A 26489-nucleotide genomic window follows, 5' to 3' on the forward strand; every position below is an offset into this window, starting at 1 on the left:
GTTCCACAGTTAGATTCGATGCATGCGGCCACCGAAGCAGCTGTCCCTCCTCGTGACCGGTCTGCTCGCGGCCTTGGCCCTGGTCGGCGGCCACGCCGCGCCGGCCGCGGCCGAGACGCCCCTGCGACTGCCCGGCTATGTCACCGACAAGGCCGGGGCGCTGGACCGCGGGCAGACCGCGGAGCTGCAGCAGGCCATCGACGCGCTGTACTCGCGTGACCACGAGCGGCTGTGGATCGTCTACGTGCGCGACTTCAGCGGCCTGGACTCGCACGCCTGGGGTGAGCAGACCGCGAAACTGTCCGGGTTCGGGGATCGCGACGTGCTGCTGTCGGTGGCCGTCGACGATCGGGCGTACGCGTTCACCGGGACGGTGCCGCAGTCGGTCAGTGACAAGGAACTCGACCGCCTGCTCACCGACAGGGTGGAGCCGAAGCTGCGCGACGGGAATTGGGCCGGGGCCGGGCTGGCCACGGCGACCGGGCTCTCGGACGCCATGAGCGGGTCCGGCGGCATCGGGCTGTTCCCGATACTGATCATCGCGCTCCTGGTGGCGCTGGCGGTGCTGGGGATCTGGTGGTGGTCGAAGCGGCGCAAGACGCGGCGGGAACGCTCGGTCATGGATTCGGCGCGCAAGACCGATCCGACCGACGCCCGGGCGCTGGAGGCCCTGCCGCTGGTCGTACTGGACGCCCTCTCCAAGGAGACCCTGGTCGACACCGACAACGCCATTCGCATCAGCACCGAGGAATTGCGGCTGGCCACCGACGAATTCGGGGGCACCGCCACCGCGCCCTTCACCGCCGCCCTGGAGGGCGCGAAACGGGCGCTGGCCAAGGCGTTCTCGATCCGCCAGCAACTCGACGACGATATCCCCGAGACCCCGGATCAGCAGCAGCGCATGCTGATCGACCTGGTCAGCAGCTGCGGCAGCGCGAATCGGGACCTCGATGCCAAGGTCGGCGAATTCGACGCCATGCGCAATCTGCTCATCAATGCCGGAGAGCGGCTGGACGCGCTGACTCGCGACCTGATCGAACTCACCGCGCGGGTGCCCGGTTCCCAGGCCACGCTCACGGCACTGGTGGCCGCGCATCCCGCGTCGGTGCTCGCGCCCATCCACGACAACGTGAGCATGGCGAGCGAGCGAATCGGGTTCGCGGAGAAGACGATCGCGGACGGCCGTGCCGCGGCCGCCAAACCGGTCGGGCAGCAGGGCGCGGCGGTATCCGATATTCGCGCCGCCGAATCGGCCGTGGACGCGGCTCGCACGCTGTTGGACGCGGTCGATTCGGCCGCCACCGATATCGAGCAGGCGCGGGCCGGACTGTCGGCCATGATCGAGGAACTGCGCGGCGATCTGGCCACCGCCGACGGACTGTCGGAACACGGCGGCACCGATCTGCCCGCCGCGACGGCCGTCGCGCGCGCGGCTCTCGATCAGGCCACCGCCGACGGGGCCGCCAATCCGCTCGGGGTCTTCCGGCAGGCCGTCGCCGCCGACGCCGCGCTGGATCAGGCCATTGCCGCGGCCGGCGATCGCAAGCGGGCCGCCGATGACCTGCGTCGCCGTCTCGACCGGACGCTGACCGCGGCCCGCAGCCAGGTCAATGCCGCCGCCGACTACATCAGCACCCGCCGCGGCGGGGTCGACGCCGAACCACGCACCCGCCTCGCCGAGGCCCAGCGCAGTCTGGAGCAGGCCGCTCAGCTCGCCACCTCGAATCCCGAGCAGGCTCTCCAATCCGCCCAGCGCGCCGTCGAACTCGGCGCTCGCGCGCTGCACACCGCGCAGGCAGCGGTGCAGGAGTGGCAGGCCCAGCAGCAGCAACGCGTGTCTTCCGGCGGCTCCCAGACCGGGGCCATCCTGGGTGGAATCCTCATCGACGGCATGCTGCGCGGGATGGGCAATGAGTACCGCCGCGGCGGTGGCGGATTCGGCGGCGGTTTCGGCGGCGGGGGCGGTGGCCGCAGCTACGGCCCCGGCTCCTTCGGCGGTTCCGACGGCTCCCGGCGGATCAGCCGGGGCGGCCGGTTCTGAGGGTTCGGCTCACCGGAGGCGAGCCGAACCCGGCGCACTCACCAGCCGGAGCCGGTCCCACCCGAACCCGTGTTGGCCACGATGGTGCCGATGACCATCTGCGCGAGCCCCGCGATCAGGCTGAGAATTCCCATGGTGTCCTCCGACTTCCGCTTTTCTCACCGACTGTCCGGTGTAGCCGTGAACCTAACCCAGCAAACTTGAGAAAGTGGCTCATTTCAGAACATTTCCCACACTGTGCCACCCGTGGTCATGATTCAGTTAATGCCCCGGGGTGCTAGAGCCAGCCGAGACGCTCCGCCGCCCGGACGGCTTCGGCCCGCGTGCGAGTGCCCGTCTTACCGATGGCGGAGGACAAATGGTTGCGGACCGTGCCCTCGGACAGGTGCAGCAGCTTGGCGATGGCGCCCGCGGTCGCACCGTCGGCGGCCGCGGCGAGAACCTCGCGTTCCCGAGCCGTGAGGGGTGAGGTTCCGACCGTGAGGGTTTCGGTGGCCAGGGCCGGGTCGACGACGCGCAGGCCCATGTGGACACGCCGGACGGCGTCGGCGAGTTCCCGGGCGGGGGTGTCCTTGACGACGAAGCCGGAGGCGCCCGCGTCGATGGCGCGGCGCAGGTAGCCGGGGCGACCGAAGGTGGTGACCATCAGGATGCGCACCGCCGGATGGGCGGCGTGCAGCTGGGCGGCGGCCGAGATGCCGTCCAGGCCGGGCATTTCCACGTCCAGCAGGGCCACGTCGGGGGTGGTGCGTTCGACGGCGGCGAGCACCTCGTCGCCGCGGCCGACCTCGGCGACCACGTCGAGGTCGGGTTCCAGGCTCAACAGGGCCGCGAGGGCGCCGCGGACCAGAGCCTGATCGTCGGCGAGCAGCAGTTTGATCATTCCGGCTCCTTGATCGTCTCCGGGAAGCTTGCCAGCACCCGGAAGCCGCCGTCCGGGCGCGCGCCCAGGGTCAGTTCGCCGCCGGTGGCCCGGACCCGCTCGCGCAGTCCGGACAGGCCGGATCCGGTGCGGGCCGAGTCGCGCGGGCCCACACCGTCATCGGCGATCTCGATGCTGTTCGGGGTCACCCGGACCCAGCAGTGCGCCGCGCCGCTGTGCCGCACCACATTGGTGACGGCCTCGCGCAGCACCCAGCCGAACACGACGCTGTGCCGCGACGGTAGTTCGCCGGGATCCGGCAGCACGCCCTCGATTTCGGCGGCGTTCAGCGCCGTGCGGGCATTGGTCAGCTCGCCGGCGAGCGACACCGCCCGCAGCCCACCGACGGTCGAGCGCACTCCGGCCAGCGCTTCCCGCGCCAGCTGTTCCACATCCGCCATCTCCGTCTTCGCGCGCTCGGGTGCGACGTCGATGAGACGTTGCGCCAGTTCGGTTTTCACGGTGATGACGGTGAGCGAGTGGCCGAGGATGTCGTGCACGTCGCGCCCGACCCGCAGCCGCTCCTCCGCCACGGCCAGTTCGGCGAGCTGCTGCCGGGCGATGTGCAGTTCGTGATTGCGTTGCAGGATCACCCGGATCCCGCCGACCGCGAAGGCCGCCAGCACGATCGACTGCATCAGCGAGTACGCGGGCGGCTGCCCGGTGAGCAGTTGCGGCAGCACCGCGAACACCACGATCAACGCGAGTTCGAGTGGGACCGCCCGCCGCACCGGCAGCGTGAACGCGATGTAGGAGGCCATGTACACGCCCAGCCCGAGCATCTGCGAGTGCAGGGTGACCGCCGCGGCCGCGATCAGCGCCGCCTGCACGGCCAGCGATCCGGCCACCACCAGCCAGGGCGGCTGCGGTGGCCAGCCCTGGTCGGACGGGCCGCGCACCAGCAGCCAATAGGACGCCACATAGGCGATGCCGAAGGCGACGATCACCGCGATCGTGTACGCGCGGGCCACCGGATTCTCGAGCTGCCAGCCCTGCCGCAGCGGGTCGAACAGGTACACCGCCCACACGGCCGCGAGCAGCGTCCCGAACCGTCGCCGTCGCCGAATACCCGCCTCTTCCGCGTCCACACCGCGGGACGCTACCCGAGCCCATGCCGATCGTCGCCGGTCAGCGTGCGGTCGTACGGCGGATAGAGACGGTATGACAGCGCTCAGGGACAGCATCGGGGCAGCCGGCAGCACCGGCCCGGGGCAAAGCGGCACACGCCACACGCCGTGAGTTTCACACCAATACCGTCACCCGCCGCGACCTGCCACGCATCCCCGGTTCGTCACTGTCCGCCCATGACGGATGTCACGGGCGAGGCGACGATCAGGCCGTGACGGTGACGCTGTGCAGGCCGCCCGGGCCGATCGGGAACGGCGGGCGCTCCTCGGCGTCCTGGACCTCGCCGGAGCGGCTGATGGCGCGAGCCTGAATGGTGTGGGTGCCCGGCGGCACGTCGACAATGGTGCGCCAGCGCCGCCAGGCGGCGGGGGCCAGTTCGGAGCCGAGTTCGACCGGCAGCCAATCGGTTTCGCCGATCCGGATCTCCACCCCGGCGACCCCGTGCGGCGGGGCCCAGGCCACGCCCGCGACGGTGAACTTGCCGCCGCCCGCGCCGCCGCCGGAGGCGACGTCGATGCGGGCCTGCGGCCGCACCCACAGCGGTTCGGCGGGCCAGCCGCGCTTCCACCAGTAGTCGACGTGACTGTCGTCGGTGAGCTTGAGTTCGCCGACCCACTTCGCACCCGAGTACTGGCCGTAGATGCCGGGCACGAAAACCCGTGCGGGGAAGCCGTGTTCGGGCGGCAGCGGTTCTCCGTTCATGCCGATGACCAGGTAGCCGGGCCATTCGCCGGTGCGCAGCGGTTCCAGCGGCAGCGAGATGGTGTAGCCGTCGACGGCGCGGGTGACCAGGCGGGTCGCACCGGATTCGGGGACGGCGTGGTCGAGCAGCGCGGTCAGCGGGACGCCGAGCCAGCGGGCATTGGCGCAGCGGCCGGAACCGACGGTGTTGTGCACGCACACCATGACGGCGTCGAATTCGACGGCCTGCTCGGCCAGATCGGCCAGCGACAGCCGTAGCCGATGGGCGACCCGGCCGCCGATGGATAGCCGCCAGTCGGCGGGGTCGATGCGCGGGGCCCGCGAATTCACGTCCGCCACATAGAATTTGCTCGCGGGCGTGATCAACGGGGTCAGGCCGGGTTCGCTGCCGATGCCGTCCTCGGGGACCGGGACGTGCGCGCCCATCGGGCCGATCCGGCGAGCCCGTTCCCGGTGCCGCTGATCCTCGCGTCGCACCAATGTCTCGGCGGCGGCGATCATGCCGGTTCCCGCTGCGGCCCACAACAATCCGTGCCCGCCGGGCTTGCGCAGTCCGGCCCGCAGGACGGCCGCGGCGGCCACCGCGCCGAGCGCCCCGGGCACCGAACGGTCGGTGCTGCGCAGGGCCGCCGCCGCCGTGGCGGCCCCGAATATGGCGGCCGCCGGGGTGCGCAGTCGCGGCGGGAGCAGCGCCGTGCCGACAGCCGCGCCCACACTCCACAGCGCGACACCGAGCCGGGTCATCTCCTTGTCGTGGTCCCCGGCCTGCGCCACCATGGTCTCGACCACCTGCACGGGCGCGTAATCCGCGGCCAGCCGCCCGATTCCGTCGAGCATGGAGCCGCCGCGCGCCGCGGCGAGCAGCTCGCCCGCGCCGAGCGCGCCCACCCCCACCGCGACCGCGTGCAGCAGCCCCTTCTGGTCCGCCGTCCCCTTCACCGACACTTGTCCGAACCTTCCGTAGCCCACCGGGTTTCCGGGCCCATTGTTCCCCAGCCGACCCGCTCGCGGCCAGGATCAGCGGCTCAGATACGCCGCGACCAGGGGGCCGATCACCTCCCAGGCCTCCGGGGTGGTGAGCCGGTTGTGCCCGAACTCGACGGGGCGGTCGTCGATCCGGCCCGCGATGTAGGGCCGCCAGGTGCTGACATTCGGGATCGGCTCCGGGTTGCCCGAGGCGGCGATGAACAGCAGGTCGCCGTCGAAGACCTCGTGCTCGTGGACCGCGATCTGACGCAGCAGATGACACATGTCCCCGTAAACGTTCTCCAGTTCGGTTGCGGAGAAACTGATTCCGGCCGTCTCCAGTAGTTCGGCCGCACGGTCCGCGGTGAGGTCGTCGAGTCCGGGCGGGACGTCGATGCCGCCGAATTCGGCCAGCAGCAGCGACAGCGGCGGAATGGCGGTGTCGTCCGGCACGGTGACGTCGGCGCGGGAGTCGAGCATGATCAGCGACGGCACCTCCGCACCCCGGCGGCGCAGTTCGACGGCCGTGGCGTGCGCCAGCGGACCGCCCGCCGAGTAGCCGAGCAGCTGGTAGGGGCCCTCGGGCTGCGCGTGAAGGATCTCCTCGGCATAGCGCACGGCCAGGTCGCGCACGGTGCGGTCGGCCGTCCCGCCGTCGGTCACACCCGGAGACTGGATGCCGTAGATGGGGTGCGCGCCGTCGATGTGGCGGACCAATCCGCCGTAGCACCAGGCCAATCCGATGGCCGGATGCACACAGAACAGGGCGGGACCGTCACCTTGCGGGCGCATGGGCAGCAGGACCCGCATCGACTGCTCCACGCCCGGTTGCGCGGCGGCTTCGCCGAGGCGTCGCGCCAGCGCGGCGGGGGTGGGATCGAGGAACATCCACTGCAGCGCCATCGGAAGGCCGGTCGCCTCCCGCACCTGGGTGACGACGCGGACCGCGCCCATCGAAGTGCCGCCGACATCGAAGAAGTTGTCGTCCACTCCGACTCGCGGAGACTCCAGCACGGCTTCGAAAGCGGCGACGAGGATGCGTTCCTCCTCGGTTCGCGCGGCCCGATAGCCGCGCTGGACCGGAGCCTGCGCCACCCGGCTCGGCGCCTCGTGGGGAGTCGCCGTCAGCGCCGGCAGCCCTGCCCCGGCCACCTCGATGGTGCCGACCGCCGCCAGGGGATCGGCTGTCATCGCGTCCAGGATCGCGAGGAAGCCGTCGACCATGGCCGCGGCGGTGGAGCGGTCGAACAGGTCGGTGGCGAAGGTGAGGGAGGCGGTCATACCCGCGGGCTCCCCCGCGGCGCCGAACTGTTCGGCCAGCATCCATTCGAGATCGAACTTGGAACCGGGCGCGGGCGCGTCCAGCGGGCGAACCGCCAAGCCCGGCAGCGCCGTTCGCTCGGTCCGCACGTTCTGGAAGGCCAGCAGCACCTGGAACAGCGGGTGACGGTCGGTGGAACGGACCGGGGCCAGCGCCTCCACCAGTCGTTCGAACGGCAGGTCCAGATTGCCGTAGACGGCCAGGTCAGCGCGGCGGACCGCGTCGAGGGTGGCGGCGAATCCGGCGGCGGGATCGACCTGCGAGCGCAACACCACGGTGTTGACGAACATGCCCACGAGGTCATCGAATTCGCCGTCGCCGCGACCGGCGACCACCGAGCCGAGAGCGATGTCCGGATGACCGGACATCCGCGCCAGCAGCACCGCGAGGGCGGCGTGCACCGCCATGAACGGGGTCGCGCCGTGGGCGCGGGACAGCTGCTGCACACGGTCTTGAACGGTTGCGGGAACGGTGAATTCGATGCGATCGCCGGTACCGGACGGCAGGGTCGGGCGGGGGCGGTCGGTGGGCAGGGCGTGGACCTCGGGCAGACCGGCCAGGGTGGTGCGCCAGAACTCCAGCTGACGACTCGCGAGGCTGCCGGGGTCGCTCTCCGCGCCCAGCAGTTCGTGCTGCCACAGGGCGTAGTCGGCGTACTGCAGCGGCAGCGGCGTCCATTCGGGTGGGACTCCCGCGGTGCGAGCGGCGAACGCGTACACGACATCTCGCGCCAAGGGCGCCATCGACCAGCCGTCGGCCGCGATGTGGTGGACCGCCATCGCCAGCACGGTGCGTTCGGGCCCGACGTGAAGGACACACACCCGCAGCGGGGTTTCGCGGGTGATGTCGAAGCCCCGAGACAGCTGGGTGATCAGCGCGGCGTTGATGCCGTCCGCGGTGACGTCGAGTTCGGTGATCGGCGTGGAACCCGGTGTCGGCGGCAGAATACGCTGGTCCGGCAGGCCGTCGGGCCCGGCCGGGTAGATCGTCCGCAGCGTCTCGTGCCGGGCCACGACATCGTCGATCGCGGCGCGGAGCGCCGAGACATCGAGCGCGCCATCGATGTCGAAGGCGCCGGGAATGTTGTAGAGCGGCGAGCCCGGGTCGTACTGGTTGAGGAACCACATGCGCTGCTGGGCCGCCGACAGCGGGATCCGCGCCGGGCGTGGGCGCGGTCCGGGACGCGGGCGGTCGGACGCCGCGCCCGCCGCCACGAGTGCGGCCAGCTCGGCCACGGTCGGGGCGTCGAAGAGCGCCCGCACCGGCACGGCGGCGTCCAGGGCGGCGCCCACCCGGGCCACGACCCGGGTGGCGATCAGCGAATTGCCGCCGAGCGCGAAGAAGTCGTCGTCACGCCACACCCGATCGATGCCGAGGACCTCGGCGAAGGCCGCCGCCACCGCGGTCTCCACGGGCCCCTCGGGTGCCAGATGAGCGCGGGCCTCCTGGCGCGGGGCGGGCAGGGCGTCCAGATCCAGTTTGCCGTTGGCGGTGCGCGGCAGCTCCGGGAGCACCATGACCGCGGAGGGCACCATGTAGGACGGGAGTCGTTGCGCGGCAGCCTTCTTCAGTAGGGCTGGCACCGGCTCGGCGCCGGGCGCGGCGACCACGTAGGCGGCCAGCAGGCCGCCGTGGCCGTCGTCGCGCACCACCGCGACCGCCCGCGCGACCGACGGGTCGGCGACCATGGCCGCCTCGACGTCGCCCAGTTCGATGCGCAGGCCGCGCAGTTTGACCTGGGTGTCGGTGCGGCCCAGGTACTCCAGGTTCCCGGCGCGGCGGCGCACCAGGTCGCCGGTGCGGTACATGCGCTCCCCCGGCACGCCGTGCGGGTCGGCGACGAAGCGGGCGGCGGTCAGGTCGTAGCGGCCGAAGTAGCCGCGGGCCAGCGGGATTCCGGCCAGATACAGTTCGCCGACCACGCCGTCGGGGACCGGGCGCAGCCGCTCGTCCAGGACCAGGGCGCGCACGCCGGGCGCGGGGACGCCGATCGTGACCGGTTCGCCGGAGCGCACCGACCCGCCGACCGCCCACACGGTCGCCTCGGTCGGGCCGTAGTCGTTGAAGTGACGGCGGCCCTCGGCGGCCCACGCCGTCACCAGCTCGGGCGGGCAGGGCTCGCCGCCGGTGACGATCAGGCGCAGGTCGTCCAGGCCCGCGGGGTCCACGGTGGCCAGGGCCGAGGGGGTGAGGGCGATATGCGAGACACGTTCGCGGGACAGCAGTTCCCCGAGTTCGAGTCCGGCGTAGACGGTGGGCGGTGCCACGACCAGGGTGGCGGCCGCGCCGACGGCCATGAGCAGCTCCACCACCGAGGCGTCGAAACTGGGCGAGGCGACATGCAGGACGCGGGCATCGCGGGTGATCTCGTCCCGCTCCCGCTGGGCGGCAGCCAGATTCGCGAGACCCGCGTGGGACACCACCACGCCCTTGGGTGCGCCGGTCGACCCCGAGGTGAAGATCACGTACGCGGGATTGGCCGTGTTCCTGGGGATTCCGGCGAGTTCGGGCGGGTTGTCGTCGGCGTCGGGCTCGTCCAGGCACCACCAGTGCACGGTGCCGGGCAGGCGGTGGCGCTGGTCGGTGACGGTGAGACCGAGGCGCACGCCGGACACGTCGATGATGCGGGCGATGCGGTCGGGCGGGTAGGCAGGGTCCACGGGGACGAAGGCCGCGCCGGTCCGCGCGACGGCCCAGACCGCCACCACCGATTCGATGGAGCGCGGAATGCCCACGGCCACCAGGGTTTCCGGTCGGGCGCCGGCGGCCGCGAGCCGTCGGGCCACCCGGTCGGCGCGGGCATCGAGTTCGCGGTAGGTCAGGCTCCGGTCGCCGCAGATCACGGCGATGCCGTCCGGGTTGGCGGCGACGGCGTCGGCCATGATGTCGGCCAGGGTGCGCGGGGGCGTCACCGGGGCGCGGCCGCCGCCGAGCCGGTCCTGCTCCGCCGGGGTGAGCAGGTCCAGATCGCCGACCGAGCGCGGGGCTTCGGTCGTGATTTCACCCAGCAGGTGGACCAACCGGTCGGTGAAGTCGGTCATGGTGGCGGCGTCGAACAGGTCCGTGGCGTAGCAGCAGCGCAGCTCCAGTCCGTCGGCATCGCCGATGACGGTGAGGCTCAGGTCGAATCGGCTGTTGGTCTGCGGCAGTTCGAGCGGGGCCACGGTCAGTTCGGGCAGTCGCAGTTCGGGCATGGGCAGGTTCTGGAACACCAGCATGACCTGGACCACGGGGTGGCGGGCTTCCGAGCGAGCCGGGGACAGCACCTCGACGAGCCGCTCGAACGGGACATCGGCGTGCTCGAAAGCCGCCAGATCGGTGTCGCGCACGCGGTCCAGCAGGGCTCCGAAGCCCTCGGCGGGCCGGACGTCGGTGCGCAGGACCAGCGTGTTCACGAACATGCCGACCAGATCGTCGAGTTCGCGCACGCCGCGGCCCGCGACCGGGGTGCCGACCACGACATCGGCGGTCCCGCCGAGCCGGGCCAGCAGCACGGCCAGGGCCGCGTGCACCACCATGAACGGCGTCGCCCGATGCTCGCGGGCGTACCGGTCGATCGCGTCGCTCACGGTGCGGTCCACGCGCGCGGTGCATTCGGCCGCCTGATGCGAGGCGCGGGCCGGGCGCGGACGGTCGGTCGGCAGCTCCAGATGATCCGGCACCCCGGCCAGCGTGTCCGACCAGTAGGCGACCTGCCGGGCGGCCCGCGACCGGTCATCCTCCTCGTCGCCCAACCGATCCCGCTGCCACAGGGTGTAATCCGCGTACTGCACCGGCAGCGGCTCCCAGGTGGGGACCACACCGGCCGCGCGGGTCGCGTAGGCCGCGGCCACATCCCGGGTCAGCGGCGCCATCGAGAACCCGTCCGTCGCGATGTGATGGGCGACGAGAACGACGACGTGGTCGTTCACATCGCCGGCAGACGTGTCGATCCGGAACACGCGAACCCGTAGCGGGACAGCGGCGGTGACGTCGAAGCCGTCGCCGATGGTTGCCGCGACCATGGTGGGCAGAGCGTCCGGGGTCACCGGAATCGGCTCGAGGTCGAGGAGGACCTCGTCGGCGTCGAGGACGCGCTGCACGCCGACGCCGTCGATGTCGGGGTAGACGGTGCGCAGGGTTTCGTGGCGGTCCAGGACGTCGTGGAGCGCGGCACGCAGGGCGTCATGGTCCAGGTGGCCCGTCAGGCGCAGGGCCACCGGCACGTTGTAGGCCGGGGATGCCGGGTCGAAGCGGTTCACGAACCACATGCGCTGCTGCGCCGGGGACAGCGGAACCAGGGCTGGGCGCTCGGTCCGGGTCAGGGCCGGTGCGGCGGTATCGGATTCGGTGGCGGTCAGGCGGTCGGCGAGCTCGGCGACCACCGGGGCCTCGAACAGCAGGCGGACGGGGACCGTGCGGTCCAGGTGCGCGGCCAGGCGGGCGGCGACGCGGGTCGCGATGAGCGAATCGCCTCCGAGGGCGAAGAAGTCGTCGCGGGCGCCGACCCGATCCAGGCCCAGCACCTCGGCGAAAGTCGCGGCGACGGTCGACGCCGTACCCGTCGGCTCGACGTATTCCGCCTGGACCAGTGACGGTTCCGGGAGGGCACGCGCGTCAACCTTGCCGGACACGGTGCGAGGCAGCTCCGGGAGCACCTGCAGGGTCGCGGGCACGAGATAACGCGGCAGCCGGTTCGCCGCCCACGCCAGCAGGTCGGGGACCGGGACCGGGGCGTCGAGGGTGACATACGAGCACAGTGTCATCGCCCCGGCCGGATTCCTACGGGCCACCGTCACCGCGGCCTCCACCTGCGGATGCGTCAGCAGGACGGCATCGACCTCACCCGGCTCCACCCGGATCCCACGGATCTTGACCTGGAAGTCGGTGCGCCCCGCGTACTCGAAACCCGTTGTGGTGCAGCGCATCAGATCGCCAGTACGGTACATGCGCTGACCGGCCGCGAACGGGTCGGCGACGAACCGGCTCGCGGACAGCGCGGCGCGGCTCGCATAACCACGCGCCAACCCGGGGCCACGCACATACAATTCGCCCACCGAGCCGAGCGGCACCGGGCGCAGCCACCGGTCGAGCACCTGCAACGTCGTTCCGGGCACCGGCGTGCCCACCAGGGCGGATGTCTCGGGCGTCATCGGGTCGCCGAAGCTCGCGGCCACGGTGGTTTCGGCCGGACCATACGAATTCACCAGTGCGCGACCGGCACCCAACCGGGTGATGAGGGCGGGCGGGCAGACCTCGCCGCCCATGATGACGCTTCCGACCCCGTCCAGGTCGGCGGCATCGAGCGTGCCGAGCACGCTCGGTGTGCAGACCAGGTGGGTGGCGGCGCCCGCGCGGATCACCGCGGCCAGTTCGGCTCCGGCGCTCGCCTCCGGCGGCGCGACGACCAGCGTCGCCCCGGCCGCGAACGCGGACATCCACACCAGCATCGCGGCGTCGAAAGCCGGGTTCACGCAATGCAGGACACGCGCATCGGCGGTGATCCCGCCGCGCACCATCGTGGCTGCCACCATGTCGGCGAGCCCGGCATGCGAGACCACGACACCCTTCGGCGTGCCAGTGGAACCGGAGGTGAACACGACATAGGCGGCGTGCTCCGGGCGCAAGGGCGCGGTGCGATCCGCATCGGTGACCGCCTCGCCGGACAGCGCGGCGCACTCGCCGGCGAACCGCGCATCGTCGATCCGCAGCCACTCCACCTCGCCGGGCAGCTCGGCGCCCGCACCGTCCGATGCCCGGACCACACCGGTAACTCCCAGTACAGCACCACATTCCGCGGCGATCGCGCTCGTCCGACCGACGGGCTGGGTGATATCCACCGGGACGAACGCCGCACCGGTCTTCGCGATCGCCCACACCGCGACCATGGACTCGATCGACCGGGGCAGGGCGACCAGCACGGTCCGCTCCGGCCCCGCTCCTTCCGCGATCATCCTGCGCGCCAACTGATTCGCCGCCGCCTCCAGTTGGCCATAGGTGAGTTCGTCGACGTTCCGGCCGAGCCGAGCGTCCACCAACCGACCCGTGCCCGTTGCGTCGGACTCCGCGACACGCGGTGCGGCGGCATCCACTCCGGCATCCACAGGCGCGGTGGCATCCACAGGCGCTGCATCGTCCACTCCGGGGGCGAGCGGGGAGGCATCGCGGATCGCGACCGCGTTCGGGGACGCGCCGGAACCCAACAGGTCCGGTAGCAGGCGAGGCGTGCCCGCGGGCAGGCCGTGGCGGATCGCGGCATCGGCGTCCGGGGCCACGCCGGTGACCGTGGCGACGCGGTGGGTCGACGGCCCGGTCAGCGCGACAAGCAGGCGGGACAGGGACTCGGCGAGCGAATCGGCTTGGGCGGCATCGAAATAGCGAGGTGATCGGGTGAGCTCGAGGCGGAGGCCGTCATTGGCGTAGGCGGCCAGCGAGAGCGGGTAGTGGGTGCCGTCCTGGGCGCGCAGGTTGGTGACGGCGAGGTCGGCGTGGCGGGTGGCGGCGGCCAGGGTGGCCGCGTCGACCGGGTAGGACTCGAAGACGGTGGCGGTGTCGAACAGCCGGCCGAGCCCGGTGGCGGCGTGGATCTCGTCCAGGCCCAGGTGCTGATGTTCGGCCAGCGCGGCCTGTTCGTACTGGACGCGGGTGAGCAGGTCGGCGATGGATTCGGCCGGGTTCAGGGTGATCCGGACCGGGACGGTGTTCACCAGCATGCCGACCATGCGGTCGGAGCCGGGGAGTTCCGGCGGGCGGCCGGACACCGTGGCGCCGAAGACGATGTCTGTGGCTCCGGTCCGCTCGGCCAGCAGCAGCGCCCAAGCGGCCTGCACCAGCGTGTTGACGGTGACCTGGCAGGCGGCGGCGGTGCGGCGCAGGGCATCGGGCAGGCCCTCAGGAAGCGGTACCTCGTGGGCGACCGGCGCGGTCGCGGCCGCGGCGCGCGGGGCGGTCGGTGCGATCAAGGTGGGACCGTCGAGGCCCGCCAAGGCCTGCGTCCACGCGCTGCGCGCCCGTTCGGCGGGGCGGGCGGCCAGCCATTCGAGATGGGTGCGGAACGGGACCGGGGTCGCGAAACCCGCGTCGTCACCCGAGGTTTCGTAGAGGCCGATGAGTTCCGCGAACAGCAGCGGCATGGACCAGCCGTCGAGGATCAGGTGGTGGTTGGTGATGACCAGCCGGAACCGGCGCTCACCCGCCGCGACGCACAGGAAACGGATGAGTGGAGGGCGGTCCACCGCGAAGGGGACGCGCAGTTCGGCCGCGGCGAGAGCGTCGAGCTCCTCCGGGGTCGCGCCGATCGCCTCGCGATACTCGCACGGGACCGACACCTCGGCTGGGATCACCTGTACGGCACCGATATCCGAGGCGATGAACCCCGCACGGAGCACGTCGTGGCGGCGAACCAGGGCTTCGGCGGCAGCCCGCAGCCGGTCCGGATCGAGATCGGCTTCCACATCGATGATCGCCTGCACCGAGTAGCCGTCCGAGCGGCCCTCGGCCAATTGGGCCTGGAACAGGAGGCCGCGCTGCAACGGCGTCAACGGCCAGGCATCGGCGAGACGGCCGAGAGTCCGTTCCCAGGCGTCGATGTCGGGCTGCGAGACCTTCAGCAGGGGTAGGTCAGCGGGGGTCAGGCCACCGGCATCCGGTCGCTGGAGCAGCTCGGCGATCTCGCCGAGAGCCGAAAGCCATTCGCGCGATAGCGTTTCCACGTCCTCGGCGGCGATCACCTCGGAGGCGTACTGCCACATCGCGCGGATCCGCGGCCCGGCCGCCGACTCCAGGGTGACGGCATCCACCGACAGCACCGCCGCCAGCGGCATGGACGGGTCGGCGTGCCCGCCCAGCCGGTCGCCGACCGCGACCGGCAGCCAGTCGCCCTCGATCTCGATATCGGGGATCTGGCCCAGGTAGTTGAAACCGAGCCGCGGCTCCGGGAAGGCGGCGAGCTCGGACGCGGTCTCGGGGTTCAGGTAGCGCAGCAGTCCGTAGCCGAGGCCACCGCGCGGCACGGCACGCAGCTGCTCCTTGACGTTCTTCAGCACCGATTCCACCGCGTCGAGGCCCGAATCGCCGTTCACGGCAACGGGTCCCAGCCGAACCGGCACCTGGGCGGTGAACCAGCCGACCGTCCGCGACAGGTCCGCTCCCGCGACGGCGGTCTCGTCACGGCCGTGCCGCTCGACCATGACCACGGTGCTCGCGGCCCCGGTCTCGCCGAGCCCGGCACGCCGGCGCGCGAGCGCCATGGTCAAGGCGGCCAGCAGGGCGTCCTCGACGCCGCAGCGATAGGTTCCGGCGAGCCGTGTGACCAGAATCGACGAGACATCCTCCGGCACTTCGAGATCGACGCGCGCGGCGGTGCGGTGGGTGTCCACCGCCGGGTCCAGCGCGCGCGATCCGATCGGAGCGGCCTCGGCCAGGACGTCGCGCCAGTATCCGAGTTCTCGCCGCGGCCACGGCAGGTCCACCACCGCACCGTCCGGGTGGTCCGCGCCGCCGGTATCGGCGTTCGCGACGGCGGCCAGCGCGTACGACCACGTGCGCATCGATGTCCCCGTCTCGCGCAGTTCCGGCCGGGTGCCGGACACGGCCTGCGCCCAGGCGGACATCAAGTCGGGCAGCAGGATTCGCCACGACACCGCGTCACAGGCCAGGTGGTGCACGGCGATCGCCAGCCGTCCCGAGCGGCCCGCACCCGCGTCCAGCCAGGTCAGGGCGAGCATCGACCCCGAGCGCGGATCCAGGCGGTTGACGGCCGCCGCCAAGGCGCGATCGATCGCCGCGGCGGTGATCACGACCTCGGCTTCCGGCTCGCCGAGTCCGTCGCCCGCGATACCCCGCACCGCGGCACAGTCGATGCGGGTCAGCAGGGTCGCCGCGTCGACGGTCTCCGGTGGGGCGACATCCAATCGCGGCCCGTCATCGGCGTGGACGACGCGGGCCCGCAGCATGTCGTGGCGGTCGAGCACCGCTTGCACGGCGGCGAGCACCATCGCGGGTTGGGCCCCGACCGGGACCTGGACCACCATCGACTGGGCGAAATGCCGCCAGCCGGGACGGCTCAACAGCCAGGACTCGACCGGCGTCAGCGGCAGCCGGCCGACGCCGCCGCCCGGGAGTTCGGCAAGCCGCTCGTAGCGATCCTCCAGATGCGTGACCACGGCGGCCAGACCCGCCGGAGTGCGATGCTCGAAGACCTCGCGGGCGGAGAAGACCAGGCCCGCCGCGCGGGCGCGCGAGACCAGGGTGATGGCCATGATCGAGTCGCCGCCCAAGGCGAAGAACGAGGTACCCGGACCGACCTGGGGGATGCCGAGGACCTCGGCGAACAGGGTGCACAGTGCGCGTTCGGTCTCGGTGGCCGCCGCCCCGGCATCGACCGGTTGCGCCACCACGGGTTCCGGGAGCGCGCGCCGATCCACCTTGCCGTTGGCGGTGAGCGGCAGCGCGCCCAGCACGGTGACGGTCGCGGGCACCATGTACGGCGGCAGCCGGTGCGTGGCGTGGTCCAGCAGCTCGGCCTCGGTGATCGCGTGCCCGGCGTGCGGCACCACGTACGCGGCCAGCACCGTGCCACCGCCGGCGCCCGGACGCGCCACGGTCACCGCGATCTCCACCCCGGCGTGCGCGTTCAGGGCGGCGTCGATCTCCCCCAGCTCGACCCGCATACCGCGCAACTTGACCTGGAAATCACCACGACCCACGTACTCGAGCACGCCGTGCTCGGTCCAGCGCACCAGGTCTCCGGTGCGGTACATGCGCGCCCCGGCCGCACCGTCCGGCGCGGGCAGGAACCGTTCCGCGGTCAGACCGGGACGGCCCGCGTACCCGCGCGCCACCCCCGGACCGCTCACGTACAGCTCCCCCGCCACGCCGATCGGCACCGGGCGCAGCCAGCGGTCCAGCACCAGCATCCCCGCGCCCGGAATCGGATCGCCGAGACCGGACTGGACACCCGCGACCAGGCCACCCGTGTAGGTGACCGCCACCGTGGTCTCGCTGGGCCCGTACGAGTTCAGCAGATCCCGCCCGGTCCCGAAGCGCGCCACGATATCCGGCGGCGTGGGCTCACCGCCCGAGGACACCGCGCGCACGCCGTCGAGCGCGTTCGACTCCAGCGTGGACAGCACCGCGGGGGTGGAACACACCTGCGTGATGCCGTAATCCCGGACCAGCCCGGCCAATTCGGTGCCGAGCACCGGATCCGGTTCGGCCACCACCAGCGTCGCGCCCGCGGCGAACGCCATCAGCCACTCCAGCACCGCCGCGTCGAAACTCGGGTTCAAGCACTGCAGGACACGGGAACCCGGATCCACCCGGTACGCGGACACGATGGCCGCGGCCAGACCGGCCAGACCGGAGTGGGTCACCACCACGCCCTTCGGCACACCCGTCGACCCGGACGTGAACACCACGTAGGCCGGATTCTCGACCCGGGGGCGGCCACGAAGCTCATCAGCGGTCAACGGCAGATCCGACAGGCCGGCGTCGTCGGAGGCCGTGCCGCCCCGCACGAGATCGTCCAGGGCGATCCACGGCATCGAATCCGGCAGTTTCGCAGACGATTCCGTGAAGGCGAGACCGACCGTCGCGCCCGCTTCGGAGGCGATATCGGCCAGCCGCGCCGCGGGCAGGGCCGTGCCCACCGGCACGAACGCCGCACCGGTCTTGGCCACCGCCCACAACGCGACCACCGCCTCGATCGAGCGCGGCAGGGCAAGCAGGACAGTCGACTCCGGGCCCAGAACGGGCACATCCGAGCCGGACCCGCCGGCGCGCGATATCCTGCGCGCCAGCCGATTCGAGAGCGCGTCCAGCTCGCCGTAGGTCATTCGCCGATCGGCTGCCATGACCGCGATCGCGTCGGGACCCGCCCGACGCAGACCGGCGGCCAGGATCTCCGGCAGCAGCCGCGGTTCGGGTGCGGTCATCCCGTGCGCGCCCGCCAGCAGCGGCTTCTCGTCCGCCACCGTGTAATCCAGCTCGGCCACGGGAGTCCCGGCCTCCGCCGACAACAGCGAATCCAGCAGCGCGAGGAACCGGCGATGATGCCGGGCCAGCGAATCCTCGTCGTACAACCGCGGATTCGCCGCGAAGTCGACATGGATCGGCGCGCCCGCCCCGTGCTGATAGAAGTTGACGAACAGATCCTCGATCGGCCCCGACGTCACCACGTGCAGACTCGATTCGACGCCCTCGAAATCGATCCCGGCCGGGAACAACATGATGTTGATGACCGGCCCCGTCATCCCCCGCCCGAACTCGGCCCGCCGTCCCCCGTCATTCCCGGCCGTGGCCCGGTCGCCGTCATCCCCTCGCTCACCGCCCTGGCGCATGTCCTCGTGGCGGAACCGTTGGTGGCGTAGAGCTCCCGACGCCGCGACCCGGACCGCCTCCAGGACCTCGCCGACCCGCCCGGTGCGCGGCACCGGCACGCGCAGCGGCACCACATTGGCGATCATGCCGCCCGAACGCCGCAGGACCGCGGTGGTGCGGCCGGAAACCGGCAGGCTCAGGACCACGTCCTCCGTCGCGGTCAGGCGGGCGTAGTAGAGCGCGACCGCCGCCATGACCACGGTCGCCGAGCTGGTGTCGAAGCGGCGGGCGGCGGCTTCCAGCCGGGCGGCGGTGCCGTCACCCAGCTGGGCGCGGGCCTCACGCCCCAGCGCACACGCCGGCGCGGTGGCCGCGACCAGGCTGCACCGGTCGGGCATGCCCGCGGTGGCCTCGCGCCAGTAGTGCTCGTCGGTGACGTACCGGGAGGACTCCCGGTACGCCATCTCCGCCTCGTGCACTGCCAACAGCGAGGCCGCGGTGCCGGGAGGCGCCGATTGCCCGCGCACCGCGGCGTTGTACAGCTCGGCGACCCGATACAGCATGGTCACCGAACCGAATCCATCGATGAGAAGGTGGTGAGCTCTGGTGTACCACAGGTGGTGGGACTCCCCGACCCGGATCACCGTCGATATCCCGGCGTTCACACCGAACAGGTCGATGGGCCGCGCCACGTCGGCGCGCATCCACTCCAGCGCCTCGGCGACCGGATCGGTGCGATCGGTGAGATCCAGGAACCCGATCTCGCGCTCCAGCCCGGTGTCGACCACCTGACCCGGCTGGTCGCCGGCCTCGACGAACCGCAGGACGCCCGAACCGAACTCACGGCCCGCCAGCACCGCCACCCGCCGCAGCGTCTCGACCTCGAGCGGCCCGCGCATCTCGATGTACTGGGCCTCCGACAACGGCACGGCCGGATCCAGCTGCTGGGCGTAGAACATCCCCAGCTGCGCCGGGGATAGCGGGAAGGTGTGGCCGGAAACTCGCGTCATGCTTACCGCCTAACTGCTGGTCGAGAAGGATTCATCGGTCGGCGCCACCTCGTAGGCGGGCACCTGGGAGGCGTGCCGGGAAGTCAAGCGACTCACCATGACCGAGCGCACGTGCGTGGGCAGCGTCGGCGCGAACTTGCGCACATAGGCGTCCGCCCATTCGGGGTCGTCGAGCAGGAACGGGAAGTCGGTGGTCATCATGGCGCGCACCACCAGCATCGGCATCGGCGCGTCCAGGGGCCGAAACTCCTTGTTCCACAGGCCCGGTTGATCACAGCCCGGATAGAATTGCCCGAGCATCGAGCCGCGCTCCACGAATTTGGTCTTGAATTCCTCATGGATCTCGTCGATCAAGGAATAGTCGGTCAAATTCGGGAATACCGTGATCAATGCGCGCAGCACCGATGTGGAACTACCGTTCCCCGTGGGCAGTTCCGGATACAGCTCCAGGGCGTCGCGGATGATCGCGCGCACCCACATCGGCCGCGGTTCCGCCGCCGGCACCTGCGCCAGCCACAGCAGATCCCGCCGCATCGACGGCCGGACGAACGGGCAAACCGGCCCGTCACGGCCCAGTTCGTCACTGGGTTGGGTCAGCATGGAATCCGCCCAGGACCGGAACGCCGCCACCGTCGGCCGGGCGGCCGGGCAGGTTGATCCGATGTCCCCCAAAGGGACCCACTGTAGCCCCGAGCGGGGGCCTATAACACGCTCGCTCATGACTCACCTCGGCTGATCGAGCTTCGGCAGGAGAAGGCGCCGTTGCCCACATACTCAAATAGTGGCCCGGTCTTGGACCGTTAACATGAGTAGCGGGTTACCCAATTTCTCTATGACACTCCGAATTTCGCCGACGAGAAAATAAAGAAAAGACCGGTCAGGCATTGACCGGTCTTTTCAGTGGGACTGGGCTCAGGCGCCGATGAGGCGCGCGGCCAGGTAGCCCTCCACCTGATCCAGGGCCACCCGCTCCTGGGCCATCGAGTCGCGTTCACGCACCGTGACGGCGTGGTCCTCGAGCGTGTCGAAGTCGACCGTGATGCAGAACGGGGTGCCGATCTCGTCCTGGCGACGGTAGCGGCGGCCGATGGCGCCGGCATCGTCGAAGTCCACGTTCCAGTTCCGGCGCAGCTGCGCGGCCAGGTCCTTGGCCTTCGGCGACAGATCCGCGTTGCGCGACAGGGGCAGCACCGCCGCCTTGACAGGAGCGAGCCGCGGATCCAGGCGCAGCGTGGTGCGATCCTCCACGCCGCCCTTGGCGGTCGGCACCTGCTCCACGTGGTACGCGTCGACCAGGAACGCCATCAGCGAACGGGTCAGACCGGCCGCGGGCTCGATGACGAACGGGGTGTAGCGCTCACCGGTCTGCTGGTCGAAGTAGACCAGCTCCTTGCCCGAGTGCTCCGAGTGCGTCTTCAGGTCGAAGTCGGTGCGGTTGGCGACACCCTCGAGCTCGCCCCACTCGCTGCCCGCGAAGCGGAAGCGGTACTCGATGTCCACCGTGCGGGTGGAGTAGTGGGACAGCTTCTCCTTCGGGTGCTCGTACAGCCGCAGGTTCTCCGGGTCGATACCGAGGTCGGTGTACCAGGCCATGCGGGTGTCGATCCAGTACTGATGCCACTGCTCGTCCTCGCCCGGCTTGACGAAGAACTCCATCTCCATCTGCTCGAACTCGCGGGTGCGGAAGATGAAGTTGCCCGGGGTGATCTCGTTGCGGAACGACTTGCCGATCTGCGCGATGCCGAACGGCGGCTTCTTGCGCGCGGTGGTGGCGACATTGTCGTAGTTGACGAAGATGCCCTGCGCGGTCTCCGGACGCAGGTAGTGCATGCCCTCTTCGGACTCGACCGGGCCCAGGTAGGTCTTCAGCATCATGTTGAAGTCCTTGGGCTCGGTCCACTTGCCCACGGTGCCGCAATCCGGGCACACGATGAGCTCCATGGACACCGAGTCCGGGTCGTCGAGCTTGTTCTTCTCGGCGTACGCCTCCTGCAGGTGGTCCTGCCGGTGCCGCTTGTGGCAGTTGAGGCACTCCACCAGCGGGTCGTTGAACACCGCGACGTGACCGGAGGCCACCCACACCTGACGCGGCAGGATGATCGACGAGTCCAGACCGACCACGTCGTCGCGGCTGGTCACCATGGACCGCCACCACTGCCGCTTGATGTTCTCCTTGAGCTCCACGCCCAGCGGACCGTAATCCCAGGCCGACCTCGTTCCGCCGTAGATCTCACCGCTCGGGTACACGAGACCCCGACGCTTGGCGAGATTGGCGACGGTGTCCACCTTCGACTTGGGTGCCACTGAACAGTTCTCCATCCGTGTCCGGAAGATTGCAAAGGATTAGGTCCAGACTATCTGCCGTGAGCAACCGACTTTGCACCCACTGCCCCCACAAGCAGGGGATGCAGCCCTGATCACAACGGGCCATATTGGAACGAGGACACCGGTCGGCACACGGGGGTGCGCGATCCACAACAGCACAGGGGTGGGGCCATGCGAACGTATGGGAGCAAGTACACGGTGGCACTCGCGATCGTGGCGGTGACGCTGCTCGGCGGCGCCGTTCTGCTCAATCGTCTCCAGGCCCGCCCGACGGAGGATCCGAGTTCGACGATCGCCACGACCGCGCCGGTGGACCTGGGCCACCCGTTCGCCAACACCCCGACCGCCTCCTGGCCCGAAGGCGCGGCCGGAATCCAGCCGCCCGTCGCCGCGCCGGCCGGGCGCTACTCGGCCGCGACCGTGACCGCGGCCACCGATCGCGTCAAACAGCTGATCGTCGCCGCCCGGCTCGACCCGCACGTGCTCGAAACCCAGGACGCCGAACCGGTGCTGACATTGCTGGCCACGCACCAGGTCGAGGACATCCGGCCGAAACTGAAGTCCGGGAACGCGGCCGACACCTGGTGGCTGACCGAGAAGCTGGCGCCCGGGTATCGGCTGCTGCCGGTCTCGCCGCGGGTCGAAGGGACCATGACGGTGGGGCTGAACGACAAGGGCGAGTTGGCGATTCGCACCGATTACTCGGTGGCGTACGCGTTCACGCCGCCGGACCGCACCGGGTACGGGGCATTCGACATCGTCGCGATGGTGCGGCGGGTGGTCGAGTACGACTGGGTCGAGGACCCGGCCTACGACGGCGGATCGCAGGGGATGTGGATCGGCAACGTCCAGGGCTTCGCGTATCCGGTCAACTGCTTCCTGGGGAAGAAGGGCTATCTGGCCCCCAACTACGGCAATCCGCCGTCGTTCGGCGGCGCGCGGGACAAGCATCGGCCCGAGTACTACTTCGATCGGTCGATGCCGATGCCTCAGGACGGCAACTGCTGAGGCGACGCGCCGACTTCATGTTTGACATGCGTACCCGTGCATATAAGAATGGCATCGGTTTCCAATAAGGAGTTGGTTCGATGACCACGGACAGCGGCGCGCCCCTGCGGCGCTCGCACGTCGCGACCGAGGCTCCGGCCGCGATCCCCCACGACGAGTATCCGTACCGGTCGCCGCAGCCGCCGGTGGTGCCGTCACGCACCATTCTCGACTCCGCCGGGGAACTGCTGCGCGCCCTCGCGGCGCCGGTGCGCATCGCCATCGTGCTGCAACTGCGGGAGTCGCCGCGCTGTGTGCACGAGCTCGTCGATACCCTCGGAGTGACCCAGCCGCTGATCAGTCAGCACCTGCGGATCCTGAAGTCCGCGGGGGTGGTGCGCGGTGAGCGCACCGGGCGCGAGGTCATCTACGAACTGGTCGACGAGCATCTCGCGCACATCGTCATCGACGCGGTCGCGCACGCCGAGGAAGGGTGACCCGTGGGAACAACCGAGAAGACGGTCGGGGTTCGCAGCACCCGCCAGCGCAGCGCCATCTCCGCGCTGCTGGCCGACATCGACGAATTCCGCTCCGCGCAGGAACTGCACGACGAACTCCGCAAACGCGGTGAGGGCATCGGCCTGACCACGGTCTACCGAACCCTGCAATCCCTCGCCGACGCCGGCATGGTCGACGTGCTGCGCACCGACACCGGCGAATCGGTGTACCGGCAGTGCTCGAGCGGACACCACCACCACCTGGTCTGCCGCCGCTGCGGCCGCACCGTCGAGGTGGAGGGACCGACCGTGGAGGCATGGGCCGACTCCATCGCCGCCGAGCACGGATTCACCGATATCAGCCACACCATGGAAATCTTCGGCACCTGCCGCGAATGCTGCGCCGCGAAGGGCTGACCAGCCGGAATCCCGCCTGGCCCACGCAAATTCGCAATGGATGGGACAAGGCTGACATGGCATTGTCAGCTTGTTGAGAACGGATATTCGTTTTAATTTGGTCGCATGCCCAGAGTCAGCGATGCACACCTGGAACGCCGCAGACAACAGATTCTCGACGCCGCACAGACCTGCTTCGCCCGCAAAGGCCTGCACGCCACCACCATGCAGGACGTCTTCGCCGAATCCGGGCTCTCCGCCGGAGCGGTCTACCGCTACTTCAAATCCAAGAACGACATCATCGAGCCCCTCGCCACCGAAGCCACCGTCGACCTGCGCGCCACCCTCGGCGAAGCCGTCTACAGCGACCCGCTACCCACGCCGCCCGCGCTGATCCGGCTGATGAGCGAGGACATCGTCAAGCTCAGCGCCCCCGGCGGGCCCGTGCGGGTCATCCCCCAGGCCTGGGCGCTGGCCCTCACCGACGCCAATATCGCCGATTACGTGCGCACCGATATTCTCGGCTTCCGCCGCCTGTGGTTCGACTACGCCAACCGCATGCGTGACGCGGGCTGGTTCCCCCCGGACGCCGACACCGACGCCATCGCCAAGATCTTCCTCGGGCTGCTGCCCGGGATCATCCTGCAGCACCTCATTCTCGGCGACGCCGATCCCGACACCTTCGCGCGCGGCATCACCGAGATCCTGCCCGGCTATCGCGACGCCGCCGGGGAACCCGAAACCGCCCGGGCCTGAACCGATCCCGGGCGGCGAGCCCCGTCAGGGCAGCAGGCCCTGGCGGGCGCGACCCGCACCGGAGAGCGTCAACAGCAGCAGGGTGGCCAGCGGCTCGTCCTCCAGCCCGGCGGCCGGGAAGGTGTAGCGCAGGATTACGTCGGCCAGCTTGTCGCGCGACACCACCGTCAGCGTGCCGAACTGGAGCGCGGCATTGCGCTCGGCGACCCGCTTGTGCAGCTGCGGCTTCACCGGGCGGTCCCAGGCCAGAATGCACATGAGCGCCAGCACATCCAGGCCCGGCGACAGGTTCACCCCGCGCAGCGAGCACAGCGCGCCCTCGTATTCGAAACCGAGGGCGCCCTCCTCCTCGCGAACTTCCACGCCGTAACGCAGCAGCAGGGCGCGGGCGCGGTCCTGCAGCGCCTCGGCGGGAGTGAGCTGATCGGTCACTTCACACCTCCGAAACGGCGGTCGCGCTTGGCGTACTCCAGGCAGGCTTCCCAGAGATTACGGCGGTCGAAATCGGGGAAAAGCGTTTCCTGGAACACGAATTCGGCGTACGCGGCCTGCCAGATCAGGAAGTTGGAGCTGCGCAGCTCACCCGACGGGCGCAGGAACAGGTCCACGTCCGGCATATCGGGCTCGTCGAGGTACTGGGCGACGGTGGCCTCGGTGACCTTCTCCGGATCCAGCTCCCCCGCGGCCACCCGGCGCGCGATTTCCCGTGCGGCGTCGGCGATCTCGGCGCGGCCGCCGTAATTGACGCACATGGTCAGGGTCATCACCGTATTGTCCTTGGTGAGCTCCTGCGCGACTTCCAATTCCTTGATCACGCTGCGCCACAGGCGCGGTCGCCGCCCGGCCCACCGCACCCGCACACCCATCTCGTGCATCTCGTCGCGGCGGCGGCGGATCACATCGCGGTTGAAGCCCATCAGGAAGCGGACCTCGTCCGGGCTGCGCCGCCAGTTCTCGGTGGAGAACGCGTACGCCGACAGCCACTTCACGCCCATCTCGATGCAGCCCTCGACGGTGTCCATGAGCACCGCCTCGCCGCGTTCGTGTCCCGCGGTGCGCGGCAGCCCGCGCTCCTGCGCCCACCGCCCGTTCCCGTCCATCACCAGCGCCACATGCCTGGGCACGAACTCCGCCGGAATCGCCGGCGGCTTCGCCCCCGACGGATGCGGCGACGGCGGCCGCACAACACGCTGCTCAGTCGATGACTTCCGGTTCCCGATCACGCCCCCATCCTGCCCGACGCGCCAGAGCGCCGGACGCCGCCCACTGGATTCACACCGGACCTCCACACCACCGACACTCGTTCCGCGAATTCCGGCACCGGACCGGCGGGTGTTCGGCCGGTCAGCCGATGGCGGCTTCGGTGCGGTCGACGGCCTCGTGGGGGCGGGTGCGCTCGATGAGCGGGAGGGTGCGGAGCTGGCGCTCCAGATGCCATTGCAGGTGGGCGGCGATGAGACCGCTGGCCTGGCGGCGCATGGCGTCGGTGACGGCGTCGACGCCGGACCAGTCGCCGCGCTCGAGGGCGCTCATGTGGTCGAGGACGCCGAGCATCGGGGTGGCCGCGCCGGGCGGGCGGCAGTGCACGCAGACCGCGCCGCCGGCGGCCACGTGGAAGGCCCGGTGCGGGCCGGGGGTGGCGCAGCGGGCGCAGTCGTCGAGCGCGGGGGCCCAGCCCGCGAAACCCATGGCGCGCAACAGGAACGCGTCGAGGATCAGTTCGTGCGGGCGGTGGCCCAGGGCGATGGCGCGCAGGGCGCCCGCGGTGAGGGTGTGCAGGCGGGCGGCGGGTGCGCCCTCCTCGCCCGCGAGGCGTTCGGCGGTTTCGAGGACCGCGCACGCGGTGGTGTAGCGGCCGTAGTCGGCGACGATGTCGGCGGCGAAGGTCTCGACCGTGTGCACCTGGGTGACGGTGTCGAGATTGCGGCCGGGATGGAGCTGGATGTCGACGTAGGCGAACGGTTCCAGGCGGGCGCCGAACTTGGAGCGCGTGCGCCGCACACCCCGGGCTACCGCGCGCACCAGACCGTGCTGGCGGGTCAGGAGCGTGACGATACGGTCCGCCTCGCCCAGCTTGTGCTGGCGCAACACCACCGCATGATCCCGATACAACCGCACCGCACCAGTCTCGCACGCGGGA

14 protein-coding genes are annotated in these 26489 nt (G+C 70.7%); 5 read left to right on the forward strand and 9 right to left on the reverse strand.

Annotated features, from left to right (window positions below; genetic code table 11):
- The first annotated feature begins 22 nt into the window (after positions 1 to 22).
- On the forward strand, positions 23 to 2041 hold the full coding sequence (locus tag ABZ412_RS09830; RefSeq protein ID WP_357278572.1) for a TPM domain-containing protein: 2019 nt from the start codon (positions 23 to 25) through the stop codon (positions 2039 to 2041).
- A gap of 277 nt (positions 2042 to 2318) precedes the next feature.
- On the opposite strand, the gene ABZ412_RS09835 is transcribed toward ABZ412_RS09830, so the two are convergent.
- The 6 genes from ABZ412_RS09835 to ABZ412_RS09860 all read right to left on the reverse strand — a co-directional run bounded on the left by ABZ412_RS09835 (position 2319) and on the right by ABZ412_RS09860 (position 21692).
- The gene (locus ABZ412_RS09835) at positions 2319 to 2924 is read right to left on the reverse strand and encodes a response regulator transcription factor (protein ID WP_357278574.1); all 606 of its coding nucleotides are present in this window, start codon (positions 2922 to 2924) and stop codon (positions 2319 to 2321) included.
- Positions 2921 to 4051: a sensor histidine kinase gene (locus ABZ412_RS09840; protein ID WP_357278576.1), complete on the reverse strand. Its 1131-nt coding sequence runs from the start codon at positions 4049 to 4051 to the stop codon at positions 2921 to 2923. The genes ABZ412_RS09835 and ABZ412_RS09840 overlap by 4 nt, the downstream gene beginning before the upstream one ends.
- Positions 4052 to 4295: 244 nt before the next feature.
- Positions 4296 to 5738 carry a molybdopterin-dependent oxidoreductase gene (locus ABZ412_RS09845; RefSeq protein ID WP_357278578.1) on the reverse strand — a complete coding sequence of 481 codons (1443 nt, stop codon included), beginning with the start codon at positions 5736 to 5738 and terminating at the stop codon, positions 4296 to 4298.
- 72 nt (positions 5739 to 5810) lie between these two features.
- Complete coding sequence (locus ABZ412_RS09850; protein ID WP_357278580.1) at positions 5811 to 19388, reverse strand: amino acid adenylation domain-containing protein; 13578 nt, start codon at positions 19386 to 19388, stop codon at positions 5811 to 5813.
- Positions 19389 to 19397: 9 nt separating this feature from the next.
- On the reverse strand, positions 19398 to 20060 hold the full coding sequence (locus tag ABZ412_RS09855; RefSeq protein ID WP_357278582.1) for a DUF6875 domain-containing protein: 663 nt from the start codon (positions 20058 to 20060) through the stop codon (positions 19398 to 19400).
- A gap of 240 nt (positions 20061 to 20300) precedes the next feature.
- Positions 20301 to 21692, reverse strand: a complete 1392-nt coding sequence (locus tag ABZ412_RS09860) for a glycine--tRNA ligase (RefSeq protein ID WP_357278584.1) — start codon at positions 21690 to 21692, stop codon at positions 20301 to 20303.
- 192 nt (positions 21693 to 21884) lie between these two features.
- Between ABZ412_RS09860 and ABZ412_RS09865 the strand changes: the two genes are divergently transcribed.
- From ABZ412_RS09865 to ABZ412_RS09880, 4 genes are all read left to right on the forward strand, one after another.
- On the forward strand, positions 21885 to 22721 hold the full coding sequence (locus ABZ412_RS09865) for a hypothetical protein (RefSeq protein ID WP_357278586.1): 837 nt from the start codon (positions 21885 to 21887) through the stop codon (positions 22719 to 22721).
- A gap of 80 nt (positions 22722 to 22801) precedes the next feature.
- Positions 22802 to 23197 carry a metalloregulator ArsR/SmtB family transcription factor gene (locus ABZ412_RS09870; protein WP_213560109.1) on the forward strand — a complete coding sequence of 132 codons (396 nt, stop codon included), beginning with the start codon at positions 22802 to 22804 and terminating at the stop codon, positions 23195 to 23197.
- Between the two features lie 3 nt (positions 23198 to 23200).
- Positions 23201 to 23614, forward strand: coding sequence for a Fur family transcriptional regulator (locus tag ABZ412_RS09875; protein ID WP_357278588.1), 414 nt, complete (start codon positions 23201 to 23203; stop codon positions 23612 to 23614).
- Positions 23615 to 23719: 105 nt separating this feature from the next.
- Positions 23720 to 24349 carry a TetR/AcrR family transcriptional regulator gene (locus ABZ412_RS09880; RefSeq protein ID WP_357278590.1) on the forward strand — a complete coding sequence of 210 codons (630 nt, stop codon included), beginning with the start codon at positions 23720 to 23722 and terminating at the stop codon, positions 24347 to 24349.
- A gap of 24 nt (positions 24350 to 24373) precedes the next feature.
- Here ABZ412_RS09880 and ABZ412_RS09885 read toward each other — a convergent pair whose 3' ends face one another.
- The 3 genes from ABZ412_RS09885 to recO form a co-directional block, all read right to left on the reverse strand.
- Complete coding sequence (locus ABZ412_RS09885) at positions 24374 to 24751, reverse strand: hypothetical protein (protein ID WP_357087305.1); 378 nt, start codon at positions 24749 to 24751, stop codon at positions 24374 to 24376.
- Between the two features lie 26 nt (positions 24752 to 24777).
- Positions 24778 to 25572 carry an isoprenyl transferase gene (locus ABZ412_RS09890; RefSeq protein ID WP_357278592.1) on the reverse strand — a complete coding sequence of 265 codons (795 nt, stop codon included), beginning with the start codon at positions 25570 to 25572 and terminating at the stop codon, positions 24778 to 24780.
- A gap of 121 nt (positions 25573 to 25693) precedes the next feature.
- Entirely contained in the window at positions 25694 to 26467 is a 774-nt protein-coding gene (recO, locus tag ABZ412_RS09895; RefSeq protein WP_357278594.1) for a DNA repair protein RecO, read from the reverse strand.
- Between the last annotated feature and the right edge of the window lie 22 nt (positions 26468 to 26489).

Source organism: Nocardia sp. NPDC005746, assembly GCF_040630785.1.
Taxonomy (GTDB): Bacteria; Actinomycetota; Actinomycetes; order Mycobacteriales; family Mycobacteriaceae; genus Nocardia.

Excerpts from the sequence above, each read along its gene's own strand:
- ABZ412_RS09865 (WP_357278586.1), top strand. The coding sequence starts at position 21,885 with ATGCGAACGTATGGGAGCAAGTACACGGTGGCACTCGCGATCGTGGCG.
- ABZ412_RS09850 (WP_357278580.1), bottom strand. The coding sequence starts at position 19,388 with ATGACGCGAGTTTCCGGCCACACCTTCCCGCTATCCCCGGCGCAGCTG.
- ABZ412_RS09880 (WP_357278590.1), top strand. The coding sequence starts at position 23,720 with ATGCCCAGAGTCAGCGATGCACACCTGGAACGCCGCAGACAACAGATT.
- ABZ412_RS09835 (WP_357278574.1), bottom strand. The coding sequence starts at position 2,924 with ATGATCAAACTGCTGCTCGCCGACGATCAGGCTCTGGTCCGCGGCGCC.
- ABZ412_RS09830 (WP_357278572.1), top strand. The coding sequence starts at position 23 with ATGCGGCCACCGAAGCAGCTGTCCCTCCTCGTGACCGGTCTGCTCGCG.
- ABZ412_RS09870 (WP_213560109.1), top strand. The coding sequence starts at position 22,802 with ATGACCACGGACAGCGGCGCGCCCCTGCGGCGCTCGCACGTCGCGACC.